Below are 19164 nucleotides of genomic sequence, written 5' to 3' on the forward strand. Positions count from 1 at the left end.
TAGCTTCCCATCATGCCCACCCCCTCGACACTCCTCCTCCACCCGCACCTGTGGACGGCGTCCGTCGCCGTCCTCCTCGCCCTGCTCGGAGTGGTGGTGGGCCGGGTCAACGGCCGCCTCGTCCACCTCTTCGGCCCCGCCGACCCGCCGCCCGCACCCGCCTCCCGCGGTTCGCTCACGCCCTCCGCCGACCGGCACGTCCAGCCCGCGCGCGACGACGCCACCGCGGTCCCCGACACCGGGGAGGACGTGCGCGGCGAGCGCCGGCTCCCGCCGCCGGACGACGACGAGGGCCCGCCGCCCCCCCGCTGCCCCCACTGCCGCGCCGAGCTGCGCTTCCTGCGCTGGTTCCCGGCGGTGGAGGCCCGCACGTTCCGAAGACGGGGGGCCTGCCCCCACTGCGAGCAGGTCGTCCGGTCCCACCCCGCGGTCGTCGTCGTGACCGCCGTGCTCTTCGGCTGCGTCGGCCTGTGGGCCACCCTCCAACCCGACTGGTCCCCGTTCGGCGTGCTGGCCGTGCTCTGGCTGACCGCCGTCGGCGTGCCGCTGGCCGTCATCGACCTGCGGGTCATGCGCCTGCCCGACGCGGTCGTCCTCCCCGCCTACCCCGTCGCCGCGGTCCTGATCGGGCTGGCCGTCCTGCTGCCCCCCGAGGGGCCCGACACCGACCGGGCCGCCGGGGCGCTCGTCAGCATGGTCCTGGTCACGGTGCTGTACTGGCTGCTGTGGCGGGTGCACAGCGCGGGGCTGGGGTTCGGCGACGTCAAGCTCTCCGGGCTCACCGCGCTGTACGCGGGGTGGGCGGCCGGGACCCTCGGCGCGCTGGTCGCCGTGTTCTGGGCCTTCGCGGCCTTCTCCCTGGTGGGGGTCGTGCTCATGGCGCTGCGGCGGCTCACCCGCAGGGATCCCTTCCCGCTCGGTCCGTTCATGCTCGCCGCCGCGCTGGCCACCGTCCTGACGGGAGGAGCGCTGTTTCCACAACCCTGAACCCGGCGCTCCACCGCGCACCGATCCGTGAAAGGATCGTGCACATGTTGCGTTGGCTGACCGCGGGGGAGTCCCACGGACCCGCACTCGTCGCGATTCTTGAGGGCCTCCCGGCCGGTGTGTCCGTCACCTCGGACGACATCGCCGCCGCGCTGCTCCGCCGTCGCGCCGGGTACGGGCGGGGTGCCCGGATGAAGTTCGAGAAGGACCAGGTCTCCGTCATCGGGGGCATCCGACACGGCCGCACCCAGGGGGGTCCGGTCGCGATCGAGGTCGGGAACACCGAGTGGCCCAAATGGGAGAAGGTGATGTCCCCCGACCCCGTGCCCGCCGAGGAGCTGGAGAGCGTGGCGCGCAACGCGCCGCTCACCCGGCCCCGCCCCGGCCACGCCGACCTGGTGGGCATGCAGAAGTACGGCCACGGGGAGTCGCGGCCGATCCTGGAGCGCGCCAGCGCCCGTGAGACCGCCGCCCGCGTCGCGATCGGCGAGGTCGCGCGCCAGTTCTGCCGTCAGGCCCTGGGCGTGGAGATCCTGAGCCACGTGGTGTCCATGGGGCCCGTGGCGGTGCCCGAGGACGCCCCGGAGCCGCGCCCGGAGGACCTGGCCGCCATCGACGCCGACCCGCTGCGCTGCTTCGACGCCCAGACCAGCGCCCGCATGGTCGAGGAGGTCGACGACACCAAGAAGTCCGGTGACACCCTCGGCGGCGTGGTCGAGGTGCTGGCCTACGGCCTGCCGCCCGGCCTGGGCAGCCACGTGCACTGGGACCGGCGCCTGGACGCGCGCCTGGCCGGTGCGCTCATGGGCATCCAGGCGATCAAGGGCGTGGAGGTCGGCGACGGCTTCCGCACCGCCGCCCGCCGCGGTTCGGCCGCCCACGACGAGATCGAACCCGGTCCGGACGGCGTGCGCCGCCGCACCAACCGCGCCGGAGGCGTCGAGGGCGGTATGACCACCGGCGACCCGCTGCGCGTGCGCGCGGCGATGAAGCCCATCGCGACGGTGCCCAGGGCGCTGGACACCATCGACATCGAGACCGGCGAGCCCGCGCAGGCCAACCACCAGCGCAGCGACGTCACCGCCGTCCCGGCCGCCGGTGTGGTCGCCGAGGCGATGGTCGCCCTGGTGCTCGCCGAGGCCGCCGTCGAGAAGTTCGGCGGAGACTCGGTCGCCGAGACCGCGCGCAACCTCCGGGGCTACCTGGACGCGCTGACTATCCGCTGACCTTCGATCCCGACCTCGGCGTGCTTCCGTCCCGTTCACGAACGGGACGGAAGCGGACTGGGAACCGCCACGGCTCCCCTTGCCGGAGCGGTTGTCCACAGGCGCGTCCTCGGGGCTGGCGGGGCGCCAAGGGAAGGGCCACACTGGATTCGGGAGCGCTCGTCGCGCTCACAGGCGACGGAGTCGCCCCCGAATCCGAGCATAGGGGCGGATCGAATGTCCCCGCCAGTGCCGCGATCCGGCCTGTGGACGACCTCTCTCACCGCCTCCGGGGACCGAGGTCCGCTGGAGTAGGACAACGCCGTGGCCGTGCTGTCCCCGCACGCGCGGGAACGGTTCACATCCCCCCGGCAAGGGTTCGCGTCTCCCCGGCGAAGCTAAGGTGGGGGGAAGGCAAGATCAAGGCAGGGGGGCAGCGCTTCTCAGCGCGCGGTGCCCCGGATTCTCCAGATGGGAAGAGCGTGGCAAAAGCGATCGCGGTGCTCATCGGTTCGCCCGGATCGGGCAAGTCCACCGTCGGAGAGGCCCTGGCGGGGCGCCTGGGCGCCGACCTGTTGTGCACCGACACCGAGGTCGAGAAGCGCGCGGGCAAGCCCATCGGCGACATCTTCGTCGAGGACGGCGAGGAGCGCTTCCGCGCCCTGGAACGCGAGGTCGTCGCCGAGGGGCTGCGCGCCTGGGAGGGCGTGATCGCCGTCGGCGGCGGCGCGGTCCTGGACGAGGACACCCAGCGCGACCTGGCCGGACACCACGTGGTCTACCTCCAGGTGGAGTTCGGTGAGGCCGCCAAGCGCGTGGGCATGGACGTGGCCCGTCCCCTGCTCGCGGGCAACCCCCGCACCCGGCTGCGCCAGCTGCTCAACGAGCGCCTGCCCGTCTACGAGCGCCTGGCCAGCGTCACCGTGGAGACCACCGGCTACCACCCCGAAGAGATCGTCGACGCCATCCTGCCCTCCCTGGCCGGACAGGACTCCGGAAAGGCCCAGCAGTGACCGTGACCCGGATCGGTGTGGGCGACTCCGCCGGCCGCTACGACGTGGTGGTCGGCAGCGGGGTCCTCTCCGAACTCCCCTCCCTGGTCGGCGACGCCGCCCAGGTGGCCGTCATCCACCCCGAGAGCCTGGACGGGATCGCCCGCCCCGTGGTCGGCGCCCTGGAGGCCGCCGGTTACCGGGCGCACTCCATGCCCGTCCCGGACGGCGAGGCCGCCAAGACCGCGGCCGTCGCCGCCGACCTGTGGTCCCGGCTCGGGCAGCGCAACTTCACCCGCAGCGACGCCGTCGTCGGCGTGGGCGGGGGAGCCGCCACCGACCTGGCCGGGTTCGTCGCCGCCACCTGGCTGCGCGGCGTGCGCTCGGTCCTGGTGCCCACCACCCTGCTCGGCATGGTCGACGCCGCCGTCGGCGGCAAGACCGGCATCAACACCCCCGAGGGCAAGAACCTCGTCGGCGCCTTCCACCCCCCGGCCGGGGTCCTGTGCGACCTCGCGACCCTGCCGAGCCTGCCCCGCGCCGACTACATCGGCGGCCTCGCCGAGATCGTCAAGGCCGGGTTCATCGACGACCCCGTCATCTGCGACCTGGTCGAGGACGACCCCGAGGGCGCGGCCGAACCCGGGGGCAGGCACACCCGCGAGCTCATCGAGCGCGCCATCCGGGTCAAGGCCGACGTCGTCTCCGGCGACCTGCGCGAGAGCGGCCGCCGCGAGATCCTCAACTACGGCCACACCCTGGGCCACGCCATCGAGCGCGCCGAGAACTACACCTTCCGGCACGGCTACGCGGTCTCCATCGGCATGGTCTACGCCGCCGAACTCGCCCGCCTGGACGGCCGCGTGGGCGACGACCTGGTCCAGCGCCACCGCTCGCTGCTCTCCTCGGTCGGCCTGCCCGTCTCCTACGCCCCCGAGGCCTGGCCCGAACTGCGCGCCGCCATGAGCGTGGACAAGAAGGCCCGCGGGGCCACCCTGCGCTTCGTCGTCCTGGACGGCCTGGCGCGGCCCACCATCCTCAGCGGCCCCGCGCCCGAACTGCTGGACGAGGCGTACCGCGCGGTCACGGGCGACACCCGGGTTCCGCGAAGCCACTAGACTGCACACAGGCGACGTGCGCACCGGCGCGCCCGGGGAGCTCCCCGAGGTGCCCGTGCCCGGCCCCACCGAACACCGACCGGGCCCCGCGGGGGTCGGTCCCCGACGTGTCAAACCCCTTGGAGAGACGACCGAAGTGGCCACGACGAACGACATCAAGAACGGCACGACCCTGCGGCTCGACGGCGGCGTCCTCTGGAACGTCCTGGAGTTCCAGCACGTCAAGCCGGGCAAGGGCGGCGCGTTCGTCCGTACCAAGCTGAAGAACGTCCTCACGGGCAAGATCGTCGACAAGACCTTCAACGCCGGGTCCAAGGTCGAGTTCGCCAACGTCGACCGCCGCGAGATGGAGTACCTCTACCACGACGGCGAGGCCTTCATCTTCATGGACACCAGCACCTACGACCAGATCCCGGTCCCGGAGGCCGTCGTCGGCGACGGCAAGGACTTCCTGCTGGAGAACACCAAGGTCACCGTGGCCACCAACGAGGGCAACCCCCTCTACATCGAGCTGCCCGCCGCCGTCGAGCTGGAGATCACCCAGACCGACCCGGGCGTGCAGGGCGACCGCTCCACCGGCGGCACCAAGCCCGCCACCGTCCAGACCGGCGCCACCATCCAGGTTCCCCTGTTCATCAGCGAAGGCGAGCGCGTCAAGGTCGACACCCGCACGGGTGACTACCTCGGGCGAGTCAACTGATGAGCGGAGCACGGCGCAAGGCACGGCGGCGCGCGGTCGAGGTCCTCTACGAGGCCGAGGTGCGCGCCACCTCGGTGGAGGACGTCATCCGGCGCCGGCGGGCCCAGCCCGAACCGCCGATCAACGACTTCACCGAGAGTCTGGCCCGCTCGGTCGACGAGCGGCGTGAGCGCATCGACGAGCTCCTGGACACCTACGCCATCGGCTGGACCCTGGAGCGCATGCCGGTCGTGGACCGCAACATCCTGCGGATGGGCGCCTACGAACTGCTGTGGGCCGACGACATCCCGGACGGTGTGGCGATCGCCGAGGCGGTCGGCGTGGCCAAGGAGCTGTCCACCGACGAGTCCCCCAACTTCGTCAGCGGACTCCTGTCCAGGCTGATGGAGAACAAGTCGACGCTCTCGCTCTAGGGCGCGACCGGCATCGGCGCGTGGGGGACCGTCGGGGCAACGTGGATTGAGGGAACGCAGGTGACTGACAGGACCAGCGTGGCCGCGGGCGGCGGCCTCGGCGCGAGCGGGGCGACCGGCCCGGGGCGGGCCGCCAACGCGGCCCGGACCGCGGTCGTGTGGGACGCCCTCGTCGGACTGCTGGACCGGCTCGGGGACGGGCCCCTGGAGATCGTCGACGCGGGCGGGGGCACCGGCGGCGCCGCCGTCCCCCTGGCCGAACTCGGCCACCGGGTGACCGTGGTCGAGCCCAGCCCCGACTCGCTCGCGGCCCTGGAGCGCCGCGCCGCCGAGCGGGGCGTGTCCGTGCGCGGGGTTCAGGGGGAGACCCGCGACCTGGCCGCCCTGTTCGCGCCGGCCAGCGCCGACCTCGTCCTGGTGCACAACGTGCTGGAGTACGTGGACGACCCCGCCGCGGCGCTGCACGACGTGGTCGGCATCACCCGCGAGGGCGGTGCGGTGAGCCTGCTGGTCACCAACGCGGTCGCCGGAGCCCTGCACCGCGCGCTGGCCGGACACATCACCGAGGCCCACCACCTGCTCGGCGACCCCGACGGGCGCTGGGGCGAGGGCGACCCGATGCCGCGCCGTTTCACCCGCCAGCAGGTCCTGGAGCTGATCGGCCGGGCCGGGCTGTCCGGGGAGAGCGTCCGCGGCGTCCGCGCGTTCGCCGACCTCGTGCCCGGGCACGCCTGGGAGGGCGACGCCCACGCCGGGCAGCACCTGGTGGAGCTGGAGAGGGCCGCCGCCGAGCACCCCGAGCTGATCGGCATCGCCACCCAGCTGCACGTCGTCGCGCACCGCTCCTGAACCCCGGTACCGGGGGCCGGGGCGCCCCCGGCACGGCATAACCTGGCTGTATGAGCCGACGCCAACTGGAACGCGGCGCCGCGATGCGGGGCATGGTCTCCCCGGAGGGCATCGCGGCGCTGGACGCGGACTTCCCCGCGGACGGCTCCGGACCGGACGGCGACTGCCACATCCTGCACCTGGACATGGACGCGTTCTTCGCGAGCGTCGAACAGCTGCGCCATCCCGAGGCGCGCGGACGCCCGGTCATCGTGGGCGGCACCGGTCCGCGCAGCGTGGTCTCCTCCGCCGACTACCTCGCCCGCGCGCACGGCGTGCACTCGGCCATGCCCATGGCGCGGGCCCTGCGCCTGTGCCCGGACGCCCTGGTCTTCCCGCCCGACGGCCGCGCCTACCGCCAGGCGTCGGAGGCCGTCATGGACATCCTGCGCTCGGTGACGCCGCTGGTGCAGCCGCTCTCCCTGGACGAGGCCTTCCTGGACGTGTCCGGCGCGCGCCGCCGCCTGGGCGGGCCGGTGCGCATCGCCGCGATGATCCGCGAGCGGGTGCGCCGGGAACAGCGCCTGACCTGCTCCGTGGGCGTGGCCGCCACCCGCTTCACCGCCAAGCTCGGCTCCACGCACTGCAAGCCCGACGGCCTGCTCCTGGTGCCCACCGCCCACGTGCGCGGTTTCCTGGACCCGCTGCCGGTCGGGGCGCTGCCCGGGGTGGGGGACCGGACCGAGCAGACCCTGGCCCGGCTGGGCGTGCGCACGGTCGGGCAGCTGGCCCGCTACGAGCCGGACCTGCTGCGCATGGAGCTGGGCGACAAGGCCGGGACCCGCCTGGCCGAGCTGTCCCGGGGGGTGGACACCAGCCCGGTCGTGCCCGAGTCCCCGGACAAGAGCATCGGCTCGGAGGAGACCTTCGACGAGGACGTGGCCGACCCCGAGGTGGTGGACCGCGAGCTGCTGAGGCTGGCCGAGAAGGTCGGGCGCCGCCTGAGGGCCTCGGGGCAGGCGGGACGCACGGTGAGCGTGAAGCTGCGCCGCGGCGACTTCTCCACCATCACCCGGGCGCGGACCCTGGCCGAGGGCACCGACGTGGCCCGCGAGATCAGCGCCGTCGCCCGCGAGCTCTACACCGCCTCCGGGTTGCGGGGGGTGCCGCTGCGCCTGGTGGGGGTGCGGGTGGAAGGGGTCATTCCGGTGGAACAGGTGCACCGCCAGTTGGCACTGGGGGAGGAGGAATCGGGTTGGAGGGATGTTGAACGGGTTATGGACCGCGTAACGGCACGTTTCGGGCCGGGCGCGATACAGTCGGCCGTGTTGGCCAAGCGTGACGAAAACGACGTATGATGCGGCAACTTCCGGGGCCCTCGGAGCGTTCCCCAGGGTAGGACCGGAATGAGGGTAAGAAGAGAGGCATGGAAGCCGGTGTTTCCGATACAGGGCGAGGGTATCGTGGCCCGTGGTGGTCAGGTACGCACGCAGCTTTTCTTTCCACCGGGCGCTAGCTCATCGTATTCTGGGCATACCACTGACCAAGAGACTGTTCTTCAGTACCCGTCACCCCAACCGGGGACTGCCGTAGGGAGGCGCCGTGCCGCTCTCTGAACACGAGCAGCGCATGCTCGACCAGATCGAGCGGGCGCTGTATGCCGAGGACCCGAAGTTCGCGAACACCGTTCGGCAAACGAACCCCGCGGTCCATTACAAGCGCTGGATCATCAAGGCCGGACTCGGTTTCGTCGTCGGTATCGTGCTGCTGATGACGGGGTTGATGCTCCAGTCCACAGTCGCCCAGGTCGCCATCAGCGTCCTCGGTTTCCTCGTCATGCTGCTGTGCTTCCTGTGGGGCGCCAACGCCTGGCGCAAGGCCTCCGGGAGCGGCGGTGCCGACCAGGGCGTCGCGGTGGCGGAGCCCAAGCAGAAGCGCCGGGGCGGCAGCCGTCCCGGCATGATGAATCGTTTCGAGGAGCGCTGGCGCCGTCGCCAGGAGGGTGAGGAGTAGGACCCCGGTCCCACACCCTCGCCGGTCGCGATCGGCCGTGCCCCGTCGGGCGGGGATCCCGGAGGGGATCCGCGCCGGACACCCGGTTCCCCGTGGTGGGCCCCGCACAGTGGTGCGGGGCCCACCACGTTTTTCGGGCGTGGGCCGTGGTTTCCCGGAGGCGTCCCAGGCTGGCGCGGTGCACGGGGGAGGCGCTGTCGTCGACCGCCCCGGGACAGGGGGGCGGCGTCCGCGCGCCGGGGCCGTGCCCCGCCCCCGGCTGGGACACGGCCGCTAACGCCGGGGCGCAACCTCTCAGGTCAGCACAGGCGGGGCGGCACGGCCGCCACCGCTAGGGCGTCACGGGCTCGGGGTCGGCCGCGCGGCGCGGACGGTGCCACGGCGCCAGCGACCGGGGCAGCAGCACCGCGCGGACGCGCGTTCCCGCGCCGACCACACCGGTCAGCCCCGCCAGAGCCGTCCGCAGGTCCTCGCGCAGCCCTTCCGGGGTCCGGGGCGAGGGCGCGTAGCGCGACTCCTCCTCGGCCAGGGCGAGCCGCCGCAGCGCCGCCGCGGCCTCCGGCGGCACCGGGCCCGGAACGGTCCCCGACATCAGCCCCGCCGGGGCCGCGTCGGGCTGGGGCACCGGACCGGAACCGGCCAGGCGTTCGGCCGTGGCACGCGGGCTCTCCACCAGCGACCACGCGCCGCCCAGGTCCAGACAGGTGTCCCGCAGCTCCCGCCACGCGGTGTGCGCGCCCGCAGCTCCCGCGCCGCCGGTCAGCGACGCCGTCCGGGACCAGCGCGTCAGGGCGCGCACCAGCGCGGGCAGGGCCAACAGCAGCAGCACACCCGTGGCGGCGCCCGCAGCGGGCAGCCACGACAGGTCCGGGCCGCCCCGCGCGTCGTCGCCCGGGGCGGCCACCGACGTGGAGGGCTCGTCCTCGGGCTCCGCCTCGGGGGTCCCGCTGGGCTCCTCGGCCTCCGCGGTGGCCTCGTCCCGCGCGGCCTCCGTCTCCTCGGGCGAGGGCTCCCGCGTCTCCTCCGCGGCCCCGTCCGGGTCGTCGACGCCCCCCCGCCCGCCCCGGGAGTAGTCGGGCACCGACGCCGAGCCCTGCCCCCCGGCGGAGGAGGGGGTCGGCTCGAACCGCACCCAGCCCGCGCCCTCGAAGTACAGCTCCGGCCAGGCGTGGGCGTCGCCCACGGACACCGCCCAGCGGCCGTCGCCCTGCTGCTCGCCCGCGGTGTAGCCCACCGCCACCCGCGCCGGGATGTCCACCTGTCGGGCCATGACCGCCATCGCCCCGGCGAACTGCTCGCAGTAGCCCACCCGGTCCCCGAACAGGAAGTGGGCGAGCGGGTCGGCGCCGTCGGGCACCGCGGGCGGGGACAGGTCGTAGGTGAACGCGCCCCCCGTGAAGTGGTCCTGGATGGCCACCGCCCGCTCGTAGGGGCTCCGCGCGTCCTCGGTCAGGTCCTCGGCCAGCTCCCGGACCCGCGGGTCCAGGTCGCCGGGCAGGTCGCGGAAGTCGCCCGGCAGCGACCGCGGGCTGCCGCTGTCGGCCAGCTCCTCGGCGGACGGCTCCCGGCCCAGGGTCTGCACGGTGAAGTTCAGCCCCGTGGGCGCGCTCTCGGTCGTGAACACCACGTGGCTCGCCGGGTCGGCGTACCACTCCCCGGGCACGTCCACCGTCCGCGCCCAGTACGGCAACGGCAGGAAGTCGATCCCGGGCGCGTCCGAGTCCATCGAGATCCGCGTGGTCACCGCGTCGCCTGAGGGCTCCGAGCCCCACCCGGTGGGCAGCGGCAGCTCCCCGTCGACCAGGGTGTCGCCCGAGGCGCTGACCGGCGTCATCGTCCAGTTCGCGCCGTCGAACTCGTCCAGCACGTACGTGCGCAGGTAGTCGGGCCGCTCGGCGTCGGTCCGGTAGGTCAGCACGGTGCGGTCGGAGGAGGAGGCCAGCTCGCGCCGCAGCGAGACCAGCGGGTGCGTGGTGGTGATGCGGTCCCCGCCGGTGCCGATGTAGGTGCCGTCGGCCATCGTGTGGAGCACGTCGGTGCGCAGCGACGGCACCGCGAGCGGCACCGTCAGCGCCAGCAGCACCGCGGCGGCCGAGGCCACCGCCACCGTCGTCGCCCTGCCCACCGCGCCCAGCACACGGGCCGAGGAGTCGTGGCCGTCGGGGACGCGCACGCCCCACTCGCGGCCGCGCACCCGCACGTCCACCGCGAGCAGCAGCAGGAAGCCGACGGCGCCGCTGGTCGCGGCCGGCCAGCCCAGTCCGGCGTCGTCCACGATGAGCGGGACCGCCATCAGCACGGCCACCAGGGCGCCGACCATCCCGGGGCAGCGCGCGGTCACCGCCAGGAAGTCCGCGATGATCGCGAACAGGACGAACACCAGCGCGATGATCAGCATGACCCCGGCGGTGGAGGAGACCGGGGGCGTGCTGGTGTCGATCGTCTCCAGGCCCTCGTCGAACACCCGCAGCAGGTGCAGCGCCGTGTCACCGGAGGGCAGCAGCCCCAGCGGCGCGACGTGTCCGGCGAACAGCGGCGTCATCAGCAGCGCCGCCGCCAGCACCTGGAGGAACGGCACCGGGAAGGAGCTCCAGCCGCTGAGGCGGTACAGCGCGGACACCCCGCCCACCGCCACCGTCATCACGAGGGCCGGGACCCACCAGGCCTCGCCCCGTACGAGGCCGTCCAGCAGTGGCATCGCCATCAACAGGCAGGCCAGGGTGGCCAGGGGCATCAGTGCTCTCAACGCGGACCCTTCCGGGGGGTGTGCGGCCCGGCGGCGGGAGCGGGAGCCCAGGCGCGGCGCCACAGGTCGGGCAGTTCGGCGGTGGAACCCAGGACGAGGACGCGCCATCCGGCCGCGGTCAGCACGTCGTGGACCCCGCGCAGGGTGTCGGGGCCGGGCCAGGCGGCGTGCGCGCACAGCACGGCCACGCGCACGCCCCGGCCGCCCGTGCGGGACAGGGCGGCGGCCTCCTCGGGATCCACCGCGCCCAGCACCGCCACGACCAGGCCGGTCGCCCCGCGGGATTCGGCCAGCATGCCGATCCCGCCGAGCAGCCCGGGGGTGTCGGAGGGCTCGGCGACGGCCAGGCCGTCCAGCACGCCCGACGCGCTCGTGGTCGGGACCCGGCCCCGCTCGGTGTGCAGGCGCAGCTCGTGGCCGCCGTCGAGCAGGTGCACCGCCACCGAGGCGGCGGCGCTCACGGCGGTCTCCAGGGACCCGGCGGGCCCCGGGTGCCCGTGCGCCCCGCGCCGCGTGTCCAGCAGGACCACGCTGCTCTCCCGCGAGTGCTGCTCGTCCCGGCGCACCATCAGCTCACCGTGCTTGGCGGTGGACCGCCAGTGCACCTTGCGCAGGTCGTCGCCGTACCGGTACTCGCGGGGGACGGGGTCCTGCTCCCCGGCGCCGCTCACCGAACGCCGCGGCGAGTCCTCGCCCTTGGAGCCGTCGGCGGCGCCCAGCGCGGTCAGCGGGACGGTCACGGGGGTCACGAGCAGGCGCGAGGGCCCGCCCACGTCGCGGCTGACCCGCACGCACCCCAGCGGGTCGGTCACGCCGACCCACAGCGGACCCACCGGGTAGTCCCCGCGTACGGCCGGGCGCACCAGGTAGGCGACGTCGCGTACGGCGCGCGGACCCAGGTAGCCCACCGTGTAGCGGGGTTCGCCGCCCAGCGGCACGGGCAGCGTGTCCCGCACCGACAGCGCGGCCACCGGCCAGGTCCGCGAGGAGTTGCCCACACGCAGTTCCACCCGGGCGTTGTGCCCGGCCGGGATGCGCACGGGGGACAGGGTGCGGCTGTGCACGACGCGGGAGGCGGCCCCCAGGACCGTCAGCGCCGACAGCGGCGGGATCACGGTCAGCAGCACGCCCAGGCCCACGACCTCGCGCTGCCCCACGACCAGGCCGGACACCAGGGCGGTCAGGCCGAGGATGAGCATGCAGACGCCTCGTGCGGTGAGGGTTCGGTGCGGGCGCATGGACCCTCTCTCAGGGGGCGGGTGCGTACGGGGCGGAGCGGAGGGCCGCGGGCGCCGGGGGTCTACTGCGGGCCGGGCACGGGCAGGCGCGCGACCAGCTTGGCCACGATCTGCTCGGGGGTCAGGCGCTCCATCTGCGCCTCGGGGCCGGGCAGCAGCCGGTGCGCGAGCACCGGCACGGCCAGGGCCTGCACGTCGTCGGGGACGACGTAGTGCCGTCCGTCCAGGGCGGCGTAGGCGCGGGCGGCCTGCACCAGGTGCAGGGTGGCGCGCGGGGAGGCGCCCAGGCGCAGTTCGGGACTGGTGCGGGTCGCGTTGACCAGGTCCACGACGTAGCGGCGCATGCCCGGGGCCACGTGCACCGTGCGCACCCGGTCGGCCAGGTCGCGGACCTGGGCGGCGTTGGTGACCGGCGTCAGGTCCTCCAGCGGCGAGCTGGAGCTGTGCGAGTCGATCATGTCGAGTTCGGCCTGGGGGGCGGGGTAGCCGACCGAGACGCGGGCCATGAACCGGTCGCGCTGGGCCTCGGGGAGGGCGTAGGTGCCCTCCATGTCGCCCGGGTTCTGGGTGGCCACCACCATGAACGGCCGTTCCAGGGCGCGGGTCTGGCCGTCCACACTCACCTGGCGCTCGGCCATGCACTCCAGCAGGGCGGCCTGGGTCTTGGGCGAGGCGCGGTTGATCTCGTCGCCCACCACGATGTTGGCGAACACCGGGCCGGGGTTGAACTCGAACTCGCGCCGGTCCTGGTGGTAGACGCTGACACCGGTGATGTCGCTGGGCAGCAGGTCCGGCGTGAACTGCACGCGCTGCACGGAGCAGTCCACGGCCCGGCCCAGGGCCTTGGCCAGCATGGTCTTGCCGACGCCGGGGACGTCCTCGATGAGCAGGTGGCCCTCGGCGAGCAGGACCGTCAGCGCCAGGCGCAGCACCTCCGGCTTGCCCTCGATGACCGTCTCGATCGCGGCGCGGACGCGGTCGGCCACGGCGACGATCTCACCGACGTCCCCCTGGACGTCGCCCCCGCGACCGCCGTGGTGTGTACCGAGTGACACCAGACCCCTCCCGCTCCCTGTGGCTCCGCGTGTCGCTGTTCGGAACCGAGGCTAAGCCCATTCCAACCGATTGCAAACCAAAGCGCCGGAATCAGCGGCCGATTGGTTCCAGGAATGGTCAAAGAGGCCAAAGGGCTCCAATCACCCTTCTGATCCTCGGTGGCGGCGCCGGTGCCGGCCGAGAGTGCGGAGCGGGTGAGGGCCCCGGCTCCGACCGGCCGGGACACCGCCCCGCCCGTCCGACACGCCGGGCCGCCCGCCGGGAGCCCGCTCTGCCCTTCCGCGTGCGCGCACGCGGGCACGCGCGCGGTGCCGCCACAGGTCGTCGCGGTCCCCGGGGTCGCCTCCTCCGCGACACACCCCGCGCCCTCCACCTTCCCCCACCATCACGGCCAACGCTGTGACCTGCGTTTTCCTGGCCCGCAGTGGGCGTAAAAGCCGGAAAGATCTGTTGACGGTGGGGAAGAGTGGAGTAAGGTGGGGCACCGTGGAGAGGGTGAATTCTCCACTTCGAGGGTGAGGGAGGTGGAAGTGTGTTCCTCGGCACCCACACGCCCCGGCTCGACCAGAAGGGGCGGCTCTTCCTCCCCGCGAAGTACCGCGACGAGCTGTCGGGGGGTCTGGTGATCACCAAGGGCCAGGAACGCTGCCTCTACGTCTTCCCGACGGAGGAGTTCCGGCGCATCACCGACGCCCTCGCCACCACCCCGGTCACCGCCAAGGCGGTGCGCGACTACAGCAGGGTCCTCTTCGCCAGCGCCTCGGACGAGAACTGCGACAAACAGGGAAGGGTCACCATCCCGGCCAAGCTCCGCGACTACGCGGGCCTGGAGCGGGAGTGCGTCGTGATCGGCGCCAACACCCGCTTGGAGATCTGGGACTCCCGGGCGTGGTCGGACTACGAGGCCGAACAGGAACCCGCCTTCGCGCAACTGTCGGAGGAGGTGCTGCCCGGGGTGCTGTGACCCCGGCGGAAGCACCGCCGGGCCGATCAGCACACAGTCCACACCCTCGCAAGCCGGAGTCCGGCAACGGCCTCCGGGCGCGGTCTCCACGAGCTGGCGCGACTTCCCCGGTGCCAGGTCGTGAGCGCGAAGCCACCGGAAGGTGGACAATAGCGGCCGTGTCCGGAGGCCCGCCGGAACCCGCCGGGCCGTGCCAAGGACACCGTGGAGCGCACCGACCGCGGCGCTACCACGGCGACTCGGGGGGAGACGGCGACAGCGTGGAGGAACAGCAGCACATGGGGGACATCGGGCAGGACGGCGGGACCGGGGGCGCCCGCACGGACGGGAGCGGCGTGCCCGCCGACGGGGAGAACCCCGCCGGGGAGCAGGCGCGCCTCGACGCGGCCCGCTCCGGAGCCGACCCCCTGCACGTGCCCGTCATGCTCGACCGGATCGTGGAACTGCTCGCTCCGGCCCTGGAGCGGCCCGGCGCCGTCCTGGTCGACGGCACCCTGGGCCTGGGCGGCCACTCCGAGGCGCTCCTGCGCGCCTGCCCCGGCATGCGCCTGGTCGGCGTCGACCGCGACACCACCGCCCTGGAGCGCAGCGCCGCACGCCTGGCGCCCTACGCCGACCGCACCCACTTCGTGCACGCGGTCTACTCCGACATCCCGCGAGCCCTGGACGAGGCGGGCGCGGCCGAGGCCGACGCCGTCCTGCTCGACCTCGGCGTCTCCTCGCCGCAGCTGGACGAGACCGACCGCGGCTTCGCCTACGCCCACGACGCGCCGCTGGACATGCGCATGGACCGCGACCAGTCTCTGACCGCCGCCGAGGTCGTCAACACCTACCCGGTCGCCGAGCTCACCCGCGTGCTGCGCACCTACGGCGAGGAGCGCTTCGCCTCCCGCGTGGCCAGGGCCATCGAGCGCCAGCGCGCCCAGGCGCCCATCGAGTCCACCCGCGCGCTGGCCGAACTGGTGCGCGAGGCCATCCCGGCGGCCACCCGCCGCACCGGCGGCCACCCCGCCAAGCGCGCCTTCCAGGGCCTGCGCATCGAGGTCAACGCCGAACTGTCCATCCTCGAACGCGCCCTGCCCGCCGCGATCGCGCGCCTGGCGGTCGGGGGCCGTGTGGCCGTGCTGTCCTACCACTCGCTGGAGGACCGGATGACCAAGAGGGCCCTGGCCGCGCTGGCCACCGACACCACGCCCGCCGACCTGCCGGTCCCCCTTCCCGAACGGCAGCCCGAACTCCGGCTGCTCACCCGGGGGGCCGAACTCCCCACGGACGAAGAGAACGAACGCAACCCGCGCGCGCAGTCGGCCCGCCTCCGGGCGGCCGAACGCGTGCGACCGCCGCGGCAGTAGGGAGACCCAGATGAGCACGAGGACGGACACGCGCCGCACGCCCGTACGCGGTGGCAAGGCCCCCACCGGGAAGGCCGCCCCCGCGCGGCCCAAGCGGGCGGTCGAACCCGCGACCAGGCCCGCGGCCGCGCCCGCACGGGCCAAGCGCACCCGGACCGGGGGCGGTGCGCAGGGCCGGGCGCCGCGCATCCCCTTCGTCCTGCTCATCCTGTTCCTGCTGGGGGCCACGCTCGTCAGCCTGCTCGTCCTGCGCAGCGTCGTGGCCGAGGAGGCCTTCGCCATCGCCAACCTCAAGGAGGAGAACCGGGAGCTGTCCTACGAGGAGCAGCAGCGGCGCAGCACGGTCGCCGAACTGGAGAGCTCCGAGCGCATCTCCGACGAGGCAGAGGCCATGGGCATGGAGCAGGGCGGTGAACCCCCGCTCTTCCTCGACCCCGAGACCGGTGAGATCAGCGGCGCCACCGGGAGTGGTGAGTGAGTACTCCCAGAGACCGGCGTCCCCGGGACCCCCGCAGGCCCGGAGCGGCCAACCGCTCGGGGTCCCGGCCCAAGAGGCCCCAGCGCGAGCCGCGCCGCCCCGACGGCGGCGCCCGCCCCTCGGCGCGCACCCCGGGGCGTCCGGCGCGGGAGGCGCGCGGCGGTGAGCGCCGCCGCGGCGGGGGCTCCCCGCCCCCGCTCCCGCCCCTGCTGCGCCGCACCTTCCGCAGGGGCGAGCCGCCGGGCCGCATCAAGATCGGCGGGGCCCTGATCACGGCCGTCCTGCTGCTCTTCGCGGGACGCCTGGTGCAGATCCAGGTCGTGGAGGCCGAGCACTACGCCGAGGCGGCCTCCAACACGCGCCTGCAGACCATCGACATCCCCACCCTGCGCGGTCAGATCACCGACGCCGACGGCAACCCCTTCGCGCTGTCGCTGGAGGTGCGCACCGTCTTCGTCGATCCCGAGACGGTCGCCGAGGACGAGCGTGACCAGCTCGTCGAGGAGCTCGTCACCCGCTTCGACCTGGAGGAGGACGAGGTCGCCCAGAAGGTGGACGCCGCGCCCAGCCGCTACGAGGTGGTCGCCCGCGGGGTCCTGCCCGCGGAGTGGGAGGAGCTGGCCGACCTCAACCTGTCCGGCCTGGGCTCGCAGGTCTCCTACGAGCGCGTCTACCCCGAGGAGACCGGCGCCGCCGACCTCGTCGGCTTCGTCGGCGCCGAGGGCCACGGCCTGGAGGGACTGGAGGGCTACCTCAACGACACCCTGGCCGGTGAGGCGGGCAAGCGCCGCGTCGAGGTGGGCGCCGACGGCACCCAGATCCCCATGGCGGGCGGCCTGGTCAGCGAACCCGAGCCGGGCCAGGACGTGCGCCTGACCCTGAACCAGGACATCCAGTGGTACGCGGCCCAGACCCTCGCCGAGCGCGTGGAGGAGCTGGACGCCCAGGGCGGCAGCGTCATCGTGGAGCGGGTCGGCACCGGTGAGATCCTCGCCATGGCCGACTACCCGACCTACTCCCAGAGCGACATCTCCTCCAGCTCCCCCGAGCAGTGGTCCAACGGCGCGGTGGCCACGATCTTCGAGCCGGGCAGCACCAACAAGGTCGTCACCATCGGCGCCGCGCTGGAGGAGGGCGTCACCACCCCGGAGACGGTCTACACCGTGCCCGACAGCATCCGGTACCTGGACACGACGTTCAAGGACTCCAGCCCCCACGAGACCCTGCGCCTGACCACCAACGGCATCATGGCCCAGTCCAGCAACGTGGGCACCATCGAGATCGCCGACCAGGTGGGGCGGGGCGTCCTGCACTCCTACCTGGAGGACTTCGGGCTCGGCCAGCCGACCGGGCTCCAGCTGCCCGGTGAGCAGGCGGGCGTGCTCAAGGACCCGGAGGACTGGTGGGGCACCCAGCTGCCGTCGGTCTCCATCGGCCACGGCCTGTCGGTGACCGCCGCTCAGATGGCGTCGGTGTACGCCACCGTCGCCAACGGCGGTGTGCGGGTGGAGCCCCGGGTGGTCGCCGGGACGGTGAACGCCCAGGGGGAGTTCACTCCGTCCGAGGAGCCCGAACAGCGGCGCGTGTTCAGCGAGGAGACCGCCGATCAGCTCGCGCTGATGCTGGAGGCGGTCACCAGTGACGAGGGCACCGCGCCCCAGGCCCGCATCGACGGGTACCGGGTCGCGGGCAAGACCGGTACCGCCAACCGGCTCGACCCGGAGACGGGCGACTACGACGGCGGCGGGTACACGTCCACCTTCTCCGGGTTCGCGCCCGCCGACGACCCGGAGGTCGTGGTCCAGGTGGTGCTGCACGACCCGCAGCAGGACTACTACGGCGGCGAGGCCGCGGGGCCGGTGTTCAACGACGTCATGTCCTTCGCGCTCAAGACGCTGAAGGTCCCGCCGTCGGGGACCGAGGCGCCCGCCATCCGGCTGTCGGAGGACCAGGGCGGCGGCTAGGAGGGCAGCCGCGGGCGTCCCCGTCAGGGCGCGGCGCGGTCCAGGTGGGCGCGCACGGAGCGCACGTGCTCGGGGCCGGTGCGGCAGCACCCGCCCACGAGCACCGCTCCGGCCTCGTACCAGCCCACGGCGGCGCGGCCGAACTCCTCGGGCTCGGCCGTGCCGGTCCACCGCCCCCGCGCCGCGTCCCACTCCTCCCCCGAGTTGGGGTAGGCCACCGCGGGCAGGCCGCACGCGGCGACCGCGCGCACCAGCGCGGGGACGTGCCGGGGCGCGGTGCAGTTGACGCCCACCGCCACCAGCCGCCCGTCGGCGTGCAGAGGGGCGAGTCCGGCGGCCGCCTCGCGCAGGGGCGTGCCGTCGCTGACGCGCTCACCGTCCCGGCAGGAGAAGCTGATCCACGCGCGGGCGCCGGGGGTCTCGGCGAGCAGCCGGGCCAGCGCCCGGGCCTCGGCCGCCGAGGGCACGGTCTCGCAGGCGAGCAGGTCCGCCCCGGAGTCGGCGAGCACCCGCCAGCGCTCCCGGTGCCAGGCGTACAGGCCCTCCTCGTCCAGGTCGTAGTCGCCGGTGTACTCCGAGCCGTCCGCCCGGGCCGCGCCGTAGGGGCCCACCCCGGCGGCCACCAGCCCGGAACCGAACGCGTCGCGCTCGGCCCGCGCCAGCTCCACCGAGCGGGCGATCAGCGCCAGGGCCTCGGACTCCGTGGCGCCCCGCGCGGTCAGTGCCGGAACGCTCGCCTGGTACCCGGCGGCGATGGCCACGTCCGCGCCCGCCTCGAAGTAGTCCCGGTGCACCCGGCGGACGAGATCGGGCTCCTCGGCCAGCAGCCGCGCCGACCAGAGCCCGCCGCCCAGGTCGCGGCCGTAGGCCTCCAGACGGGTCGCCAGCCCGCCGTCGAGCACCAGCGGGCGCCGTGACGGGGCGGTTCCGGCCATGCGCCACCTCCGCGTTCGGGCCGAGTCGAGGACGCCTCCAGCCTAGGCGTGAACACCCGGTCGGGGCCGCCGGGCCGCGGCCGCCCCTCCCCGCGGCCGTGGGCTCCGGGGCCCGCCCGCCGGGGGCGCGCCCCCGGCCGCGAAGGACACCGGACGGTCATCGACGTGTACGGCG

The 19164-nt window shown here is 74.1% G+C and carries 17 protein-coding genes; 13 read left to right on the top strand and 4 right to left on the bottom strand.

Features of this window, described 5'->3' with window-relative positions; all coding sequences use genetic code 11:
• The first annotated feature begins 12 nt into the window (after positions 1 to 12).
• The 9 genes from UIS43_RS26145 to UIS43_RS26185 all read left to right on the top strand — a co-directional run bounded on the left by UIS43_RS26145 (position 13) and on the right by UIS43_RS26185 (position 8256).
• On the top strand, positions 13 to 987 hold the full coding sequence (locus UIS43_RS26145) for an A24 family peptidase (protein WP_013151926.1): 975 nt from the start codon (positions 13 to 15) through the stop codon (positions 985 to 987).
• Between the two features lie 44 nt (positions 988 to 1031).
• The gene (aroC, locus tag UIS43_RS26150) at positions 1032 to 2213 is read left to right on the top strand and encodes a chorismate synthase (RefSeq protein WP_013151927.1); all 1182 of its coding nucleotides are present in this window, start codon (positions 1032 to 1034) and stop codon (positions 2211 to 2213) included.
• 479 nt (positions 2214 to 2692) lie between these two features.
• The gene (locus UIS43_RS26155) at positions 2693 to 3205 is read left to right on the top strand and encodes a shikimate kinase (RefSeq protein ID WP_041552348.1); all 513 of its coding nucleotides are present in this window, start codon (positions 2693 to 2695) and stop codon (positions 3203 to 3205) included.
• A complete protein-coding gene (gene aroB / locus UIS43_RS26160) occupies positions 3202 to 4302 on the top strand; it encodes a 3-dehydroquinate synthase (protein WP_013151929.1) in 1101 nt (366 codons plus the stop codon). Before UIS43_RS26155 ends, aroB begins: the two co-directional genes overlap by 4 nt.
• Before the next feature lie 136 nt (positions 4303 to 4438).
• Entirely contained in the window at positions 4439 to 5002 is a 564-nt protein-coding gene (gene efp, locus UIS43_RS26165) for an elongation factor P (protein ID WP_041552350.1), read from the top strand.
• Positions 5002 to 5415, top strand: coding sequence for a transcription antitermination factor NusB (gene nusB / locus UIS43_RS26170; RefSeq protein ID WP_013151931.1), 414 nt, complete (start codon positions 5002 to 5004; stop codon positions 5413 to 5415). The genes efp and nusB overlap by 1 nt, the downstream gene beginning before the upstream one ends.
• A gap of 60 nt (positions 5416 to 5475) precedes the next feature.
• The gene (locus tag UIS43_RS26175; RefSeq protein ID WP_019607049.1) at positions 5476 to 6264 is read left to right on the top strand and encodes a methyltransferase domain-containing protein; all 789 of its coding nucleotides are present in this window, start codon (positions 5476 to 5478) and stop codon (positions 6262 to 6264) included.
• An 83-nt stretch (positions 6265 to 6347) separates the two neighbouring features.
• A complete protein-coding gene (gene dinB, locus UIS43_RS26180) occupies positions 6348 to 7601 on the top strand; it encodes a DNA polymerase IV (protein ID WP_013151933.1) in 1254 nt (417 codons plus the stop codon).
• 244 nt (positions 7602 to 7845) lie between these two features.
• Positions 7846 to 8256, top strand: coding sequence for a DUF3040 domain-containing protein (locus UIS43_RS26185; protein WP_013151934.1), 411 nt, complete (start codon positions 7846 to 7848; stop codon positions 8254 to 8256).
• 331 nt (positions 8257 to 8587) lie between these two features.
• Here UIS43_RS26185 and UIS43_RS26190 read toward each other — a convergent pair whose 3' ends face one another.
• From UIS43_RS26190 to UIS43_RS26200, 3 genes are all read right to left on the bottom strand, one after another.
• Positions 8588 to 10990 (bottom strand): transglutaminaseTgpA domain-containing protein, encoded by a 2403-nt coding sequence (locus tag UIS43_RS26190; RefSeq protein WP_370013278.1) that lies wholly within the window; start codon positions 10988 to 10990, stop codon positions 8588 to 8590.
• An 8-nt stretch (positions 10991 to 10998) separates the two neighbouring features.
• Positions 10999 to 12240, bottom strand: coding sequence for a DUF58 domain-containing protein (locus tag UIS43_RS26195; protein WP_013151936.1), 1242 nt, complete (start codon positions 12238 to 12240; stop codon positions 10999 to 11001).
• A 62-nt stretch (positions 12241 to 12302) separates the two neighbouring features.
• A complete protein-coding gene (locus UIS43_RS26200) occupies positions 12303 to 13295 on the bottom strand; it encodes a MoxR family ATPase (protein ID WP_013151937.1) in 993 nt (330 codons plus the stop codon).
• 533 nt (positions 13296 to 13828) lie between these two features.
• On the opposite strand from UIS43_RS26200, the gene mraZ reads away from it, so the two are divergent.
• The 4 genes from mraZ (at position 13829) to UIS43_RS26220 (ending at position 18054) form a co-directional block, all read left to right on the top strand.
• Positions 13829 to 14260, top strand: coding sequence for a division/cell wall cluster transcriptional repressor MraZ (mraZ, locus tag UIS43_RS26205; RefSeq protein WP_013151938.1), 432 nt, complete (start codon positions 13829 to 13831; stop codon positions 14258 to 14260).
• Positions 14261 to 14538: 278 nt separating this feature from the next.
• Complete coding sequence (gene rsmH, locus UIS43_RS26210; protein WP_071621621.1) at positions 14539 to 15612, top strand: 16S rRNA (cytosine(1402)-N(4))-methyltransferase RsmH; 1074 nt, start codon at positions 14539 to 14541, stop codon at positions 15610 to 15612.
• Positions 15613 to 15622: 10 nt separating this feature from the next.
• On the top strand, positions 15623 to 16090 hold the full coding sequence (locus UIS43_RS26215) for a hypothetical protein (RefSeq protein ID WP_117198994.1): 468 nt from the start codon (positions 15623 to 15625) through the stop codon (positions 16088 to 16090).
• Entirely contained in the window at positions 16087 to 18054 is a 1968-nt protein-coding gene (locus tag UIS43_RS26220) for a penicillin-binding protein 2 (RefSeq protein ID WP_071621622.1), read from the top strand. Before UIS43_RS26215 ends, UIS43_RS26220 begins: the two co-directional genes overlap by 4 nt.
• Positions 18055 to 18077: 23 nt before the next feature.
• Here the strand turns inward: UIS43_RS26220 and mmuM are convergent, their stop codons facing one another.
• Positions 18078 to 18989 (bottom strand): homocysteine S-methyltransferase, encoded by a 912-nt coding sequence (mmuM, locus tag UIS43_RS26225; protein ID WP_013151942.1) that lies wholly within the window; start codon positions 18987 to 18989, stop codon positions 18078 to 18080.
• Positions 18990 to 19164 lie beyond the last annotated feature (175 nt).

It is taken from the genome of Nocardiopsis sp. LDBS0036, assembly GCF_041228755.1.
GTDB classification, from domain to species: domain Bacteria; phylum Actinomycetota; class Actinomycetes; order Streptosporangiales; family Streptosporangiaceae; genus Nocardiopsis; species Nocardiopsis dassonvillei.

Bases quoted from the DNA above. Each gene is read 5' to 3' on its own strand.
- UIS43_RS26145 (WP_013151926.1), top strand. From the start codon at position 13: ATGCCCACCCCCTCGACACTCCTCCTCCACCCGCACCTGTGGACGGCG.
- rsmH (WP_071621621.1), top strand. From the start codon at position 14,539: ATGGGGGACATCGGGCAGGACGGCGGGACCGGGGGCGCCCGCACGGAC.
- mmuM (WP_013151942.1), bottom strand. From the start codon at position 18,989: ATGGCCGGAACCGCCCCGTCACGGCGCCCGCTGGTGCTCGACGGCGGG.
- nusB (WP_013151931.1), top strand. From the start codon at position 5,002: ATGAGCGGAGCACGGCGCAAGGCACGGCGGCGCGCGGTCGAGGTCCTC.
- UIS43_RS26190 (WP_370013278.1), bottom strand. From the start codon at position 10,990: ATGCCCCTGGCCACCCTGGCCTGCCTGTTGATGGCGATGCCACTGCTG.
- UIS43_RS26215 (WP_117198994.1), top strand. From the start codon at position 15,623: ATGAGCACGAGGACGGACACGCGCCGCACGCCCGTACGCGGTGGCAAG.
- dinB (WP_013151933.1), top strand. From the start codon at position 6,348: ATGCGGGGCATGGTCTCCCCGGAGGGCATCGCGGCGCTGGACGCGGAC.
- UIS43_RS26195 (WP_013151936.1), bottom strand. From the start codon at position 12,240: ATGCGCCCGCACCGAACCCTCACCGCACGAGGCGTCTGCATGCTCATC.
- aroC (WP_013151927.1), top strand. From the start codon at position 1,032: ATGTTGCGTTGGCTGACCGCGGGGGAGTCCCACGGACCCGCACTCGTC.